The following is a 14,077-nucleotide window of genomic DNA, read 5'->3' as shown; positions in this document are numbered from 1 at the left end:
CCCTTCTATCTACGAAAGACCTTTTCTTCGATCTTCTAATTGTCTTGTAAAGCAATACTGTACAATGGACTGCTGATCCTGTATATCCATTTCATTAAATTTTACAGATAAAATATTTTTATCTTCATTTCTCTCTTGTATTCGTACTGCTTCTCCAATAATATGTAGATATTCAATTCTTTTTTCTAAAGGTAATACTAACATAATATCCAATAACTCGCCTTGTTTTACTTTGAAATTTTTATCCACGAGAATGGCGATACCCCCACCACTGATATCATGAGTTACAGTCGTAAATGAATCAAACTTTTGATCCGCACTTTGCACGGATACATCCAATAACGATTCAGTACGTACAAACTCTCGCCGTTGAATTTTTTCTAGATTATTTATTTCCACAGAAAGAATTAGTGTTGGGATATTTTTTATTTTAGCCTTACCGATGATTTCACTTGGAAAACTATATACCGAATTGTTTTCAATAAAGTGAACCTGAAAATGTGTACCGACCGGAATCATATCGGAGCGTTTTGTCTGCTCTTCAATAGGATAATCAATATATAACTTATCCTTTTTTGTTTCGATTACCCTGCATTTATAAGTTTTCCTATCTTCGTTTATCTGTTCAAGTTGCAAAAATGTGCCGATTTTAATCAATGTTCATCCTCTTTCTCTACTAAGTATTTGTATGAATGATAAAAATGGAAACTAGTTCAATACTTATTATCGCAAAAAAAAGAAAGAAGGAAAAGTCCTTCTTTCTTACTTTTTTAATATTTCATCTCTGCTTGTTTTAATTTATCTACTCTCACTTCACTTCCATCAGAAGCATTAATGAAAATTTTATATGTGTCTTGGTTTAAGGTTCCTAAATAAACATAGGTTAATACTTCTTCACCCATATCATCTTCAATAACAGCAAGGTGATGTTCTTGAATCTTCAAATTAGGATTCACTTTATCACGTGCTTCCTCTTCTGATAATTCGACTTCCGGTATTTCTCTTTCATGATAATTCTCCAAGTAATCTTTTGCCACAAAACCAAGTACTTCTCCATTATCTAAAGCAACCTTGATTTGTATTGCATCTGGATAGATCCAGACATTCTCATGCTTCGGCACAAACTGAAATACTCCGACATTGTCATATTGATTACTTTCGACTAAAGCAAGATCTGTAGTGAAATCCAATTTGGACAAGTAGTCTTTAGCATTTTGCATCGCCTCATGTAGACTTTTATTTCTTTCTTCTACTTCTCGATTAATCATTAACGTAATAGGATATCCACCATTTTGTGTTACATCAATATATCCAGTTGTATCATCCTCTTTATAGGATCCACTGTATAACGGAACATTAGCTCCCTCACCTGTTGAGGCAACCGTTATTTTAGTTTCCTCATCAATTCGTAGCAGTGATCGCATTTTCTTTTTCGCTTCTTCCTCTGATATCTTTTCATCTCCAAGAATTGTAAAGCCATCTTTCTTACTTGACGTCCCCATCATACTTGCATTCAGTTTTCCTTCTGAATAGCCTTCAATTGTTTTTTCTACCGTTTCGAAACCATCTATAATCGTATTATCTGCTTGCTCATCATTATTAACTAATGCTAGTTGTACATCCATCCACCTCAAATTATCATTTAACACCATATTTTGTACTTTACGTAATTCTTGTTCTATGCCTCCTGATACTTCATAGAGAGATTCTAATGCCTCCAATTCATCATCAGAAAGTGGCTCTTTATCTAAATCTCTTATTGCTGTACGATAACTAAAATCACCCATTTGTTGTAAAAACTCTTCTGTCTTATTAAACGGTAGTAATGTTAGTGGTAATTGTCCAACATCATTATGAGCCATAGAAGTTAACCGCCATATCTCAGCCAATTGTGGTGACAATTGTTCTCTCGTATTCATTGCTAAAGTAGATCCAATTTTATCGTGTAGAAGATCTAGATTATAGGTTAAATCATGAAAGGAACGTTGATAATTATTTTCAGCTTGAATGAGTATTGCATTTTTTTCTTGATGCTCTTGATAGCCCCATACAGAAACTCCAATAACAGCAATGCTTAAAAGTGTAATAAGTGACCAACGAAACATTTTTTCACCTCCAAATAATTACATACAGAATACATGTTTACCAATTCGCTTAATTTGTGGTCGTGACCATATCCAGCCAGATGTAGCAGTATCCGGGTTAAAGTAATACAATGCTTCTCCAGTTGGATCCCAACCATTGATTGCATCTAATACGGCATTTTTTGCTTTCTCATTTGGTGTTAACCAAATTTGGCCATCGCTAACTGCTGTAAACGCACGAGGTTCAAAAATTACACCTGATACTGTATTTGGAAAAGTGGAACTTTCCACGCGATTTAAAATTACAGAGGCAACTGCTACCTGACCTTCATAAGGCTCTCCCCTTGCTTCTCCATATACAGCATTTGCCATGATTTGAATATCATTTTGCGAAAAACCTTGTGGTATATTGACCGCTGTTGGTTCTAAGTCTTCCTCTGTTGCATCAGGCTGATCATTCTCTTGTTGGGCTTGTTGATTTTGCTGCTGCTGATCGCCTTCCTGCTGACCTCCATCCCCCTCTTTTTGTTTTGTTGGAGATGGCTCCGTTTGTTTTTCTTTGTCTACTCCACCATAATGGGTAAATTTCTTCCCTTGTTGAATTTGCTCGTGCACATAGGATTTATCAAATTCACTTGCATTTTCTAGTTTTTGCTTTACTTCCTGGCCTGCTAAACCGTCTACTTCCATACCAAATTCATACTGAAAATTACGTAATGCCCAATACGTACCCCAACCGAAAACACCATCAATATCGCCATTATAAAAACCTAAATACTGAAGCCTCGCTTGGAGTTCAATGACATCGTCCCCTGTGGCACCATGCTGAATCACTTGATTTGAAAAACCATGGACCTGATCATTTTTTCCATCAATGAAGAAAAAAGAACTTATGGCAAAAATGATAAGACAAATCGTTATCTTTTTTTTCATTAAAGCTACCTCCAAATTAATATCTAAGTAACATTTTGTTATGGATAGCTTTTAATAAAAAATGAAATTTATTCATTCAAAAACTGACAACTTTTATATCTATTGAACGCTAGACCACCCAAAAAGTGCTCAAAAAAAATACCCGTATCCCTCTTCAATAAAAAAAGGAAACGAGTATCCATTCATGAAATGTTTCAGAATATTAATAAACTGCGAAGTAACTAAGACATGGATATGCACTATTCGTACTGCATTAAGAGATAATTTTGACATATATTGTGATAATAACTACCACTCCGGCTGCCCACTTCCCTTTCCGTGGGGTTTGCCCTTCAGCTAACTTTTTCGAGCAAAAACCACTCGAAAAAGTGGATCTTCAGGTCAAACAGGTCCCACAGGAGTGAAAGTGGGCGGCCTTCGTTAAGATATGCTTCACAACACTAATCAGAAATCAACCAGTCAATGTCGTCACCATATGTAGTATTGGGTACAACTATGCTAAAAGGGTTAGTACTGTAGATATTTTTGTACCATGAGTTGATTTCATTCTATAATCAGAGAACAAAAACAGCGTAGGCAGAATACGGAGACTCCAGTGGGATCAGCACTAGCCGAAGATCCACTTGGTAAAGTGGTTTTCTTTACCAAGTTAGCTGAGGCTGTGCCCACGGAAAGCGCAGTATTCTGCCGGAGCGTATGTGAGCACTCATCATTAAGCAGAATGGGAGAGAGCCTCACTTTTTCTCCTTTCATTACTTCGCAGTATATATCTACTGTGCGTTGTTTATACTTGCTGGTGACTGATTTCGTTGGCTACTTTTACTTTTCGTAGACTAAGCAACCATAGTATAACCATGAATGGGATGAGTCCGTATATCCATTGATTCTCAATTGCTTCTAATATAAAGTCATACGTCCCGTGTAAGAAAGTAGGTAATAATAATGCTAATAATAGCGAGAGTATTCCATTGTTAGGCGAAAATTTGGCTCTTCCCAAATAATAACCCATTATCACTCCGAACAATGCATGAGATGATACAGGGAAAATTGCCCGGCTAAAGGCAAATTCAATACCATGTGCAAATAAATAAAGAATATTTTCAACAGTTGCAAACCCTAAACTAATAGAAACCCCATATACAATACCGTCATAAACTGTATTAAACTTTGAATACTTATAAGTGGTGAAAATAAATATAAACCATTTAAAAAACTCTTCAAATAGTCCGTAGATAAAATATGATTGTAAAAAAGGAGTTTGTGCAATACCTTCTTCCTGAAATGCATACTGAATAAACATAATTGGAAATACTAGTAATGCTCCATATATAAATGTACGAAAAATCGCATTAATCGGCTCTAATTCATATTCATCTTTTAAATAAAAAAATGATAACAATGCAAATGCCGGAGCAATGGAGACTGATATAAGAGCAAACAACTGATATCACCTACTTTCTATCTCCCAATAAATATGGCATAATATCAAAAGAATTTATTTAAGATAATATACGTTTAATAAAGAAAGTTGGGAGTATAATGAAAAAAACATTAATTATTCATACTGGTGGTACAATATCGATGAAAGAGAATCTAGATGGGAGTGTCGTAGAAACAGATACACATCCCTTATCAAAAATGGAATTATTACATTCTTTTCCTATAGAAGAAGTAAATTTATTTCACTTACCATCACCACATATTACACCGAAACACATGCTTCAATTGGCAGACTTTATTAAGGAAAATATAGATTCAGATAATTATAATGGAATTGTAGTTACACATGGTACAGATACATTAGAAGAAACCTCTTATTTTGTAGATCTATGTGTAAAAACAAGTATTCCTATCGTATTTACAGGTGCAATGCGATCAAGTAATGAAATTGGTTCAGATGGTTTATATAACTTGATCTGTGCCATTCGAGTAGCGTCTAATCCTAAGTCATGTGACCGAGGTGTATTAGTTGTAATGAATGATGAAGTGCATACCGCACAATATGTCACCAAAACGTCTACTAGTAATGTGGCAACCTTTCAAAGTCCGCAATTTGGACCTGTTGGTATGGTGACGAAACAAGATGTTTATTTTTATCAAAAAACTTATCACCATGAAACCATAAATATTCAAGATTTAACGAAAAACGTACTTCTTTTGAAAGCATATGCAGGTATGTCAAATGACCTATTAGATTATATCCAACCTTCACACATCGATGGACTTATTATTGAGGCGTTAGGGCAAGGAAATGTTCCTCCTGCAATCGTCCCAGCCATAAAAAACTTTATTAAACATGATATAACGGTATTATTTGTATCCCGCTGCTATAAAGGAATTGTACAACCTACTTATCAGTACGAAGGCGGTGGACGAACTTTACTGGAGGACGGTGTCATCTTTGCTAATCATTTAAATGGTCCAAAAGCTCGTTTGAAGCTCATGCTGTTATTGGAAAAAGGTGCATCTCACCATGAACTTATGAAAGCTTTCAGAGATTAATATATTCATTTTTCCCTCCACATATCAATGTGGAGGGATTTATAATTATCATCTTTCTTTGTTACTGATAGATGTTGCAATTAATCCACCGTGGAAACGACCATTTTCAATAAATATTTCGTTATTATCGTATCCGGCAGCAATAACTCCAGCAATATAAATATTTTCTATATTTGTTTCCATTGTATCTAAATCAAAAGTAGGTCTACCTGTTTCTCGGTCAATCGTAATCCCTACCTGTTTAAGGAAACCTTGGTTCGGTTGGTATCCTGTCATAGCAAACACATAATCATTCTTAATCGATTTCTTCTCACCGTTTACTACATAAGTAACCTCGTCCTTTGTTATTTCCTCCAGCGTTGCGTTAAATTCCATTTTGACTTTACCATGCTTTACAAGTGAAGCAAATTCTGGTAATATCCATGGCTTCACACTTGAAGAGTACTCACTGCCTCGATAAAGCACTGTGACATTAGCACCAGCTTTATGTAATTCGATTGTAGCATCTACAGCAGAGTTTTTTCCACCAATTACTGCAACATTTTGTTGGTAAAAAGGGTGCGCTTCTTTAAAATAGTGTGATACTTTATCCAATTCTTCTCCTTTTACTCCCATATAATTGGGTTGACCGTAATAGCCTGTTGCAATAATACAATATGTTGTGTGATACTTTCTTTTTTCGTTATGTTGATTCTTTGTTTCTAATTGAAAACCGTTATCTGTTTTTTCTATTTTATATACTTCTTCAAAGCTATTAATTCGTAAGTTTCTACGAATGGCGACCGTTCGGTAATAAGCTAATGCTTGGTTTCGAACGGGCTTATTTTTTTCCGTAACAAACGCAACATCACCAATCTCCAATTTATCACTAGAACTGAAAAAGGTTTGGTGGGTTGGGTATTGATAAATCGAGTCAACAATATTCCCTTTTTCAATGATCAATGGATCTATTCCTATATTCTGTAATTCAATTGCCGCGGACATACCACATGGCCCTGCCCCAATCACAATCACTTTTTCTTGTTGCATAAAACGTTACACTCCTTCAACACTTCACATATTTATGTATGTTCTAATATCTGCTTCTGAAATGCGCAGCTTCGGCCTGATTTTTTTCAAACCATTTATTAACGAACCATATATATATTAACATGTTTATTTTCAGAAACATAGCAAACTTGTTTGATCGTTTGATTGATTAAGCTGATAAACTTATAGTCTGTTTCCAAATGATACATTTACAAATGGGTTAATACATATTTGTAATAGGACATGATGTAACCTCCATACAATGAAAGGGAAGTGAATAATTTTTATACAATAAATTAAGAGGATAATCGTATAAAAAACTTACGCTCTCGCCTGTAATGAGCAATAATTTGTCAAGGTGTTCCACTTCTAGCTTCTTGTAGATGAAGAAGCCAAAAAGAGGATTTAAAAAAACTCTAAGGAAGCCTCACTTTATACGAAAGAAAGGAGAATATCATGTCTTTTACACTAACTAAATGTTACTCCCCGTTCGTGAGCAAATTTGATCCATGTAAACCCGTCCTAACCAAGTGCTATTCTACTCCTCCCAATTTATATATAGGTTTTCAGCCAAACAATGCAGAACAATTTTCAACTGCTAGGGAAGCACTTTATGCAGGAACATTATGGCCATGTTTGTACGATCCATATTACTCGAAAAGGGGTGAATCAAGCGAATGACACAGGAAAAGCCACTACCAGACAGTTATTATCAGTTAATGGAACAAATTCAAGCTGTAGATTTTGTCTTAGTTGAGTTAACACTATACCTTGATACCCATCCCCATGATTTAGATGCCATAAAACAATTTAATCAAGCTTCTTACGAGAGTAGACAATTAAAAAATCAGTTTGAAGAACAATTCGGCCCTCTAATGCAGTATGGTCAAAGTTATTCCAGTTATCCATGGAATTGGAAAGAGGCTCCTTGGCCTTGGCAAGTATAGAAAGGGAGGAATATTAGAAATGTGGTATTACGAAAAAAAATTGCAATATCCGGTTAAGGTAAGCAGGTGCAATCCGATGTTAGCAAAATATTTAATTGAGCAATATGGAGGAGCAGACGGAGAGCTGTCTGCTGCTTTACGCTACTTAAATCAACGTTATACCATACCTGACAAAGTCGTAGGCTTATTAAATGATATTGGTACAGAAGAGTTTGCACATTTGGAAATGATAGCTACTATGATTTATAAATTAACAAAGGATGCTACTCCTGAGCAATTGGAGGCTGCAGGCTTAGGTGCACACTTCGTTAATCACGACCATGCTTTATATTATCAGAACGCAGCTGGATCTCCTTGGACGGCAACTTATATCCAAGCTAAAGGAGATCCTATAGCCGATTTGTATGAGGATATTGCTGCGGAGGAAAAAGCCCGAGCAACATACCAATGGATTATCGATATATCTGATGATCCGTTTATAAATGATTCATTAAAGTTTTTACGAGAGAGAGAAATTGTCCACTCCCAACGATTCCATGAAGCAGTAGAAATATTAAAAGAAGAACGTGATCGCAAAAAAGTATTTTAATAGCCGTACTAATGGAACACCCCCGTCATGCTCACATGTAACGGGGGAAATAATTTTCAATTTTCATCAACATTGGGAATTACAATTTCTTCACCAACAATTAAAGTATCATTTTCTAATTGATTGGCCTCGATAATATGTTTTACAAAGTTCGTATTACCGTAATATTTTTCAGAAATCGAAAATAACGTATCCATTCGATCTACTTCATGAATAATTATATCCGATCCATTTATTTCCTCTGTATCAGAGGAATTCGATTTAATAAATACGTGCTCAGCAAAGTGATCTTCTTCCTCAGATTCTGCTGATGATAAATATTCTTCTCCCCAAAATTTAACGGTTAATAATAAGAGTATGATCACAATAAACATTAGTAAAATAAACCGTATAAATGGAAAAGATATTTTCCATTTTGCCTTCGCTTTTCTCGTTTGATGCACTTCACTCCTAGGTGGCAATGAAGAGACATTATCGTATTTCGCTTGTTGCTGTACAACCTGATTTCTTAACGATGTTGCCTGGTCATCTCTTTGTTCATGATGCATGACGAAACCTCCCCGACCTGATTAACAAAGCCAATATAACATCTACAAGAAAATGCAGTGTGATTACCACACTCAAATTGCTTGTCCAATAATAAGCCAAACCTATCCAAAAACTCAAGCCAATAATCGCAATAAAAAGGACGACTTTTGATAAATACCTAATATGAACAACCGCAAAAAGAATACTTGCAATCAGTATGCCAAAATTAGTCTGGATCACACCTCTAAACAGGAATTCTTCAACAGAAGCAATAAAAAAACATAACAAGATAATGCCTATATAAGAGCCTTCTTGAAATATTTTTTGATTGATCCCCCCATCATCCCACCAGTTTTTCGGAAATATTTTCATTAATAGTAGATCCAATGAGATGATCATAAGAGCAGAGAAAACACCAAATATAATCCAATCGGAGAAATTCCAAGAAAACAAAGCAACTATATCTTGCCAATCATTAAATAAAATGGATGCTAAAACGACCGCTATAAGTCCAAGAAATAGCTGGGAGAGCCATATTTGTTGTTTTAATTGTTTACTTGACAGTAGTCTGATAAGTTCTGCTTGGCTTTTTTGCATATTAGTCTCCTTGATATAATATCTCTTTTAAATTGGTTTGCCAATCTTGCGTATTACAATTACTCTGTTCAATTGCTGGATGCCAGTTTTCCCATCGAAAATCACAATAATCACAACACATATTCGTTGGTTTTTGGATATGATCCTGAAAATGTGAAAAGAGTTCATTTCTCCTACAACCTGTCGTATGAAGCCATTGTAACATTTCGTTTAATTTATTATATTTGTATCGATAGCGTTTTTCTATAGTTTCTTGCAATGTCATAAAGGCATTCTGAAATGGTAGAGCGGTTATATTGAATTGTTCACGTTCTAAAATCTTCAATTTTTCTAATTGATAACGAAAAAACCTCCAATGAGGCTCCATTCCATTTACTTTCAACATAAATTCCTCTTTCAAATCATTCAATGATACATCATTATGATAAATTAGTTTTAACATTTGCTTAACAACGCTAATGTCAGGTAATTCTGTATCAAGTAACCGTTGTGGAATGATGTGATCATACTCATGGAAAAGGGTTACACTAACAGCTTCCTGCCCATTTCTTCCCGCTCTACCGATTTCCTGTATAAATGATTCGATTTGGGATGGAAAATGATAGTGAATCACTAATTGAATATCTTTTTTATTAATGCCCATGCCAAAAGCATTTGTACAACAAATAACATCCAATTGCTTGTTCATAAACTGTTGTTGGATCAATAATCGGTCCTGATTATCTAAGCCTCCATGATAATAAGCGATATTTCGATCATGTTCTTTTCCTTGTAATATCGACGCAACCCTAGCAGCTTCTTCTCTACTAGAAAAATAAATTAAAGTAGGAACCCTATAATTCCGGATAATCTTCGTAAGTTTATCTTCTTTTTCTTTCACCTGATCCACCTTTTCCACTACAAAGGAGATATTCGGTTTATCCATTGGATAGATAAATTTTTTGACATCCGGTATTTGTAATGCCTCCAAAATATCTTGTTGGACATCTGGTGTTGCCGTTGCAGTCAGTGCTAATAATGGTGGTTTATTTAATAACTGGTGTACTTGTTTAATTCTAAGATAATCTGGACGAAACTCATGGCCCCATTGAGAAATACAATGCGCCTCATCTATTACAAACAAACTAATCTTCAAAGACTTTATTCTCGTTAAAATCCGTTTACTCTGTAGCATTTCCGGTGATAAATATAGTAATTGATAAGAATCCATTTGTTGTATAAGAATTTCTCTTTCTTGATAGGAAAGCATACTGTTTAATGCAGCTACCTTTTTAAACCCAGTAGCCTTCAACTGCTTAACTTGATCCGTCATTAATGAGAGTAGAGGTGATACGACAATGACGGTTCCTGATAACATCATAGCTGGTAACTGATAACAAATAGATTTCCCTGTTCCAGTTGGAAGGACCGCAAAGACGTTCCGTTTCTTCAGAACAGCTTCTATAATTTCTTTTTGGCCAGTACGGAAAGTCGAAAAACCGAAATAAGCTTGTAAATACTGTTCTAGTTGTGATTTAGACATAATGATTCTCCCCCACATTATTTCGTCCTTCTAAAGCTATTACCAGTTTAATTTGGAAATAGCTAATTGAATCTGGTAATAGACTTTTAATATCCTTCAATCTTTTGGATTCCTGTTTTTTTAATATGTCTCTAATTAATCGATATTCTTGTTCCGTAATATAGGTAGGCCAATTCAATTCTTGGTATATATAGGCAATTTCAACAATGTGATCTTTTATCGTATTTTCTTTTAAATTCCGAACATTAGCAATTTCATCAATTGATAGACCCTGCTTCAAATAATAGAATGTCTGATTTGTTGAATCACTTAACAACTTATTTGTTTGATAAACAGGATATAATTGAGGAAGAAACTTAAAGTTATGGTTCGTTTCGATTGCTTTACAGACAGCATGAATAATGTTCATGAAAGACAAATGAACATCGTGAGTAGTAATATAATATTTATTTGCAATTTGGTAACGGCTAAGTCCAACTTTTTTAAGAGAGGTTAAACTATCAACAAAAGCTGCTGCATGATCATCTGGAAAATTCTTTAATAGCATGGTTAAATCTTGATAGAGATATCTCAATATTGTAGCAGTACCAAGTTGGTGTTGTCTGTTCCATACTTTTTTTACAAATTGCTGGCTTTCAATATCCTCAACAATCGGTATAAAGCGTGGATTTTTCCGATGAATATGTGTCAATGTTTGAATAAAAAGTAATAAATTTTTAGAAAAACGATCCGCTTTTTGATGAAATTTCTCACCGTTCAGATGAAAATAATCCGCTTGTTCTTCCCTTAGCTGTTTATAATACACCTTTCCCCTTTCACTAATATGTACAGTTTGTTGATCGGGGTTAACCGTAATAAGCTGATGATATTCTAGGCGTTGGATTTCCTGATTAAAGGCTTGTCTAGTTAAAGAATTATATATTCCGAAATAATTAGTTAAACCAAATAAATTGCTATCTTGTATCGTTTGAGTTGATTTCTTTGCTGTTAATAAGTGATAAATATTATATACTGTTCGTTCACCATTTAGCTTTAATATACTATCTAATAAAATACATTCAAACATGTGAACACCTCAATCTAAGCTATCTATATTTTAACAATTATTGTGAGATTTGAATACAACATCATTGTAACTTACATAAGTATTTGATAATCTAATAACTAGAATATAAGAAAGAAAAGGAAGTGGCAATTGATGCCATATTATACGTGGATAGAGAAAGAAACGTGTATTGCGTGTGGGGTATGTGGTGCAACTGCACCTGATTTATTCGACTATGACGACGAAGGTGTTGCATACAGCAAACTCGATAATAATAAAGGTGAAACAGCAGTGCCTTCAGATTCTGAAGAGGATCTTTTAGATGCGCATGAAAGCTGTCCAACAGAATCAGTAAAAATATATCACAAAGAATAGGGGGTTGTTACTGCCCTATTCTTTGTTTTTTTCTTTTGCGACCATTTATTGAATAATATTAATTTGATCGGTAGTTTGAATGGGTTCGGATAAATCATACTTACCAATTTGATCGATTCCTATACTGAAGATGACTTCCTGATATCCATAAGTGGACGCAGTAGCTAAGATTGCTTCAATCATTTGAACGGTAATTTGATTGTCCCCAATTTGTGAAGAGGATAAGGAAATAAATACCTGACCACCCGTCTGATCCTCGGTCTCAATAACCGCATCTTCCGGTATAGAAGGCTGAACATTGAATGCTGGTTCCGCTATTTTCATTTCTTCTAACGCTGCAGTTAATGTCTTAAATATCTCATCGGTTTTGGCAGCCAACCATTCTGACCCATTATTACCCTGATATATTTTATAAGGTACTTGCTGGATAGGACTTAGAGGAACAAGGTTATTACTATTATCTCCTTCATTTAAGATAGGATGGTGATTCTCAAATTGAATTTCCTTCATCCCTAATGGTCGAAACATATAAGCTAGCACCTTTTTGAAATTGCTGTAATTATTTCCACTAGGTTGCAATTCAAAGGAATCTGTAAATGTTGCAATTACTTTTTGGTTATCTCTTTGAAATTGTATCTCTCGTATTCCGATATCATACAAGCCGTTTTCCTCTAAATCGATATATTCGTTAATTTGATTATAAGAAAAGTTACTATGCAAAATCGTAATCGGTATGATATGTTGGCCTTGTTCTGTCAAAAACGCCATATGGCTAGCACCTTGTATATCTTCCATGTCAAGTAAATAACGATATTCTTCTTTTATATTGTCCTGCATTTCCGCTTTATTAAAAATGTCTTCTTCTCGAGATTCTTCTGCGGTTGATGCTTCATCATTAGCATTATCAAAAGTATTCATGTCTGAATCATCAGCCATTTCAGAAGTTGATTGATCATAACTCCCTGAAAAATCCTGCCCCTGTATAATCACGAAAATTAACAATGCTGCACAAACAGTAGCAAACAGCGGAACCCATATAAATGACCGCTTCTTTCGAGAAGATGGTTTATCTTGCTTCATTTGTGCTTCAATTTGCTGATAAACCTCTTCCTTAGTACGCTTATCTTCTATTTTTGGTAATTTTCGTAGCTGTTCTTTTAACTGTTCATCATTTGACTTATGATTCTTCATGATCGCCTTCCTCCTCTCTCAACGAGGTCATCATACATTGTTGCAGGACTTTAAGCGCACGATGCTGAGTAGTCTTTACTTTACTGGTAGTCCAATCTAATATTTCTGCCGTCTCTTTTATATTAAAGTCTTGGATAAAACGTAATATAATTACTTGTTTTTGATCATAGCTACAATGTTCCATACAGGTATAAATCTGTTTCATTTGGTCATCTAACAACACGTATTCTTCCGGCGCATGATGACCCGACTGAAGTTGCTCCCCTTCTTCTCCCCAGTTAAAGAATTCTAAAAATTTATTTCGTTTTCTCTTTAATTTGCGAAAATAGTCAAAAGTAACATGCCTGGCAATCGAAAAGAGCCATGTCTTTTCCGAACTTTCTCCTTTAAAATGTTGATATGAACGTAAGACCTTGATATAAACTTCCTGAACAATATCTTCGGTTTGTTGTTTATCTTTTACCATATAAAATATATATTGAAATAAATCCTGATGATATTTATCATATAGTTCCTCAAAAGTGGTCTTCACGTCAAGACCCCCTCACCTTATTCTATTTGTCGAAAATCATAGCGAAAAGTTACAAATCAGTTCAAATTATGTATACAGAACTAAAATACCACAGTAATTCATACTGTGGTAGTAAATTTGGTGAACTACTCCCACCACTTACCACCCTTACGGGTTTGCTTGATGTGGGGGCTTCTTGGGTAATCGCCACTTTTGATAGCTGA

Annotated in this window: 16 protein-coding genes; 5 read left to right on the top strand and 11 right to left on the bottom strand. The window is 34.8% G+C overall.

The window, feature by feature from the left end; genetic code table 11:
- Positions 1 to 9: 9 nt before the first annotated feature.
- From GH715_RS13145 to prsW, 4 genes are all read right to left on the bottom strand, one after another.
- Entirely contained in the window at positions 10 to 657 is a 648-nt protein-coding gene (locus GH715_RS13145; RefSeq protein ID WP_153836424.1) for a flagellar brake protein, read from the bottom strand.
- 113 nt (positions 658 to 770) lie between these two features.
- On the bottom strand, positions 771 to 2,105 hold the full coding sequence (gene ypeB, locus GH715_RS13140; protein ID WP_153836425.1) for a germination protein YpeB: 1,335 nt from the start codon (positions 2,103 to 2,105) through the stop codon (positions 771 to 773).
- Positions 2,106 to 2,123: 18 nt separating this feature from the next.
- A complete protein-coding gene (gene sleB, locus GH715_RS13135) occupies positions 2,124 to 3,017 on the bottom strand; it encodes a spore cortex-lytic enzyme (RefSeq protein WP_153836426.1) in 894 nt (297 codons plus the stop codon).
- 784 nt (positions 3,018 to 3,801) lie between these two features.
- Complete coding sequence (gene prsW, locus GH715_RS13130) at positions 3,802 to 4,458, bottom strand: glutamic-type intramembrane protease PrsW (RefSeq protein WP_153836427.1); 657 nt, start codon at positions 4,456 to 4,458, stop codon at positions 3,802 to 3,804.
- 98 nt (positions 4,459 to 4,556) lie between these two features.
- Between prsW and GH715_RS13125 the strand changes: the two genes are divergently transcribed.
- Positions 4,557 to 5,519, top strand: a complete 963-nt coding sequence (locus tag GH715_RS13125) for an asparaginase (protein WP_153836428.1) — start codon at positions 4,557 to 4,559, stop codon at positions 5,517 to 5,519.
- Positions 5,520 to 5,567: 48 nt separating this feature from the next.
- Here the strand turns inward: GH715_RS13125 and GH715_RS13120 are convergent, their stop codons facing one another.
- Positions 5,568 to 6,548, bottom strand: coding sequence for a YpdA family putative bacillithiol disulfide reductase (locus GH715_RS13120; RefSeq protein ID WP_153836429.1), 981 nt, complete (start codon positions 6,546 to 6,548; stop codon positions 5,568 to 5,570).
- 456 nt (positions 6,549 to 7,004) lie between these two features.
- Between GH715_RS13120 and GH715_RS13115 the strand changes: the two genes are divergently transcribed.
- From GH715_RS13115 to GH715_RS13105, 3 genes are read left to right on the top strand one after another with little or no spacing between them, the layout of a single operon-like run.
- A complete protein-coding gene (locus GH715_RS13115; RefSeq protein WP_153836430.1) occupies positions 7,005 to 7,229 on the top strand; it encodes a spore coat associated protein CotJA in 225 nt (74 codons plus the stop codon).
- Positions 7,226 to 7,495 (top strand): spore coat protein CotJB, encoded by a 270-nt coding sequence (locus GH715_RS13110; protein ID WP_153836431.1) that lies wholly within the window; start codon positions 7,226 to 7,228, stop codon positions 7,493 to 7,495. The genes GH715_RS13115 and GH715_RS13110 overlap by 4 nt, the downstream gene beginning before the upstream one ends.
- A 19-nt stretch (positions 7,496 to 7,514) precedes the next feature.
- Positions 7,515 to 8,084, top strand: a complete 570-nt coding sequence (locus GH715_RS13105; protein WP_153836432.1) for a manganese catalase family protein — start codon at positions 7,515 to 7,517, stop codon at positions 8,082 to 8,084.
- Positions 8,085 to 8,140: 56 nt separating this feature from the next.
- Here the strand turns inward: GH715_RS13105 and GH715_RS13100 are convergent, their stop codons facing one another.
- From GH715_RS13100 to GH715_RS13085, 4 genes are read right to left on the bottom strand one after another with little or no spacing between them, the layout of a single operon-like run.
- Positions 8,141 to 8,632, bottom strand: a complete 492-nt coding sequence (locus GH715_RS13100) for a LysM peptidoglycan-binding domain-containing protein (RefSeq protein ID WP_153836433.1) — start codon at positions 8,630 to 8,632, stop codon at positions 8,141 to 8,143.
- Positions 8,622 to 9,209, bottom strand: coding sequence for a CPBP family intramembrane glutamic endopeptidase (locus tag GH715_RS13095; protein WP_153836434.1), 588 nt, complete (start codon positions 9,207 to 9,209; stop codon positions 8,622 to 8,624). Before GH715_RS13095 ends, GH715_RS13100 begins: the two co-directional genes overlap by 11 nt.
- A gap of 1 nt (position 9,210) precedes the next feature.
- Positions 9,211 to 10,731, bottom strand: a complete 1,521-nt coding sequence (locus GH715_RS13090; RefSeq protein ID WP_153836435.1) for a RecQ family ATP-dependent DNA helicase — start codon at positions 10,729 to 10,731, stop codon at positions 9,211 to 9,213.
- Complete coding sequence (locus tag GH715_RS13085) at positions 10,724 to 11,797, bottom strand: YpbB family protein (protein ID WP_153836436.1); 1,074 nt, start codon at positions 11,795 to 11,797, stop codon at positions 10,724 to 10,726. The genes GH715_RS13090 and GH715_RS13085 overlap by 8 nt, the downstream gene beginning before the upstream one ends.
- Before the next feature lie 132 nt (positions 11,798 to 11,929).
- Here GH715_RS13085 and GH715_RS13080 point away from each other — a divergent pair, with 132 nt between their 5' ends.
- On the top strand, positions 11,930 to 12,151 hold the full coding sequence (locus GH715_RS13080) for a ferredoxin (RefSeq protein WP_153836437.1): 222 nt from the start codon (positions 11,930 to 11,932) through the stop codon (positions 12,149 to 12,151).
- Between the two features lie 45 nt (positions 12,152 to 12,196).
- Here GH715_RS13080 and GH715_RS13075 read toward each other — a convergent pair whose 3' ends face one another.
- Both GH715_RS13075 and GH715_RS13070 read right to left on the bottom strand, forming a co-directional pair.
- Entirely contained in the window at positions 12,197 to 13,342 is a 1,146-nt protein-coding gene (locus GH715_RS13075) for a GerMN domain-containing protein (RefSeq protein ID WP_153836438.1), read from the bottom strand.
- Positions 13,329 to 13,874, bottom strand: coding sequence for an RNA polymerase sigma factor SigX (locus GH715_RS13070; protein ID WP_163578649.1), 546 nt, complete (start codon positions 13,872 to 13,874; stop codon positions 13,329 to 13,331). Before GH715_RS13070 ends, GH715_RS13075 begins: the two co-directional genes overlap by 14 nt.
- Between the last annotated feature and the right edge of the window lie 203 nt (positions 13,875 to 14,077).

Source organism: Gracilibacillus thailandensis (assembly GCF_010994055.1).
Lineage (GTDB): Bacteria > Bacillota > Bacilli > Bacillales > Amphibacillaceae > Gracilibacillus > Gracilibacillus lacisalsi.
The sequence above is the reverse complement of the archived record's forward strand: the minus strand, read 5'-3'. Positions and strand labels throughout refer to the sequence as shown.

What these genes read in the sequence shown, in the direction of transcription:
- ypeB (WP_153836425.1), bottom strand. Translation starts at nt 2,105, where the DNA reads ATGTTTCGTTGGTCACTTATTACACTTTTAAGCATTGCTGTTATTGGA.
- sleB (WP_153836426.1), bottom strand. Translation starts at nt 3,017, where the DNA reads ATGAAAAAAAAGATAACGATTTGTCTTATCATTTTTGCCATAAGTTCT.
- GH715_RS13125 (WP_153836428.1), top strand. Translation starts at nt 4,557, where the DNA reads ATGAAAAAAACATTAATTATTCATACTGGTGGTACAATATCGATGAAA.
- GH715_RS13120 (WP_153836429.1), bottom strand. Translation starts at nt 6,548, where the DNA reads ATGCAACAAGAAAAAGTGATTGTGATTGGGGCAGGGCCATGTGGTATG.
- GH715_RS13115 (WP_153836430.1), top strand. Translation starts at nt 7,005, where the DNA reads ATGTCTTTTACACTAACTAAATGTTACTCCCCGTTCGTGAGCAAATTT.
- GH715_RS13110 (WP_153836431.1), top strand. Translation starts at nt 7,226, where the DNA reads ATGACACAGGAAAAGCCACTACCAGACAGTTATTATCAGTTAATGGAA.
- GH715_RS13105 (WP_153836432.1), top strand. Translation starts at nt 7,515, where the DNA reads ATGTGGTATTACGAAAAAAAATTGCAATATCCGGTTAAGGTAAGCAGG.
- GH715_RS13100 (WP_153836433.1), bottom strand. Translation starts at nt 8,632, where the DNA reads ATGCATCATGAACAAAGAGATGACCAGGCAACATCGTTAAGAAATCAG.
- GH715_RS13095 (WP_153836434.1), bottom strand. Translation starts at nt 9,209, where the DNA reads ATGCAAAAAAGCCAAGCAGAACTTATCAGACTACTGTCAAGTAAACAA.
- GH715_RS13090 (WP_153836435.1), bottom strand. Translation starts at nt 10,731, where the DNA reads ATGTCTAAATCACAACTAGAACAGTATTTACAAGCTTATTTCGGTTTT.
- GH715_RS13085 (WP_153836436.1), bottom strand. Translation starts at nt 11,797, where the DNA reads ATGTTTGAATGTATTTTATTAGATAGTATATTAAAGCTAAATGGTGAA.
- GH715_RS13080 (WP_153836437.1), top strand. Translation starts at nt 11,930, where the DNA reads ATGCCATATTATACGTGGATAGAGAAAGAAACGTGTATTGCGTGTGGG.
- GH715_RS13075 (WP_153836438.1), bottom strand. Translation starts at nt 13,342, where the DNA reads ATGAAGAATCATAAGTCAAATGATGAACAGTTAAAAGAACAGCTACGA.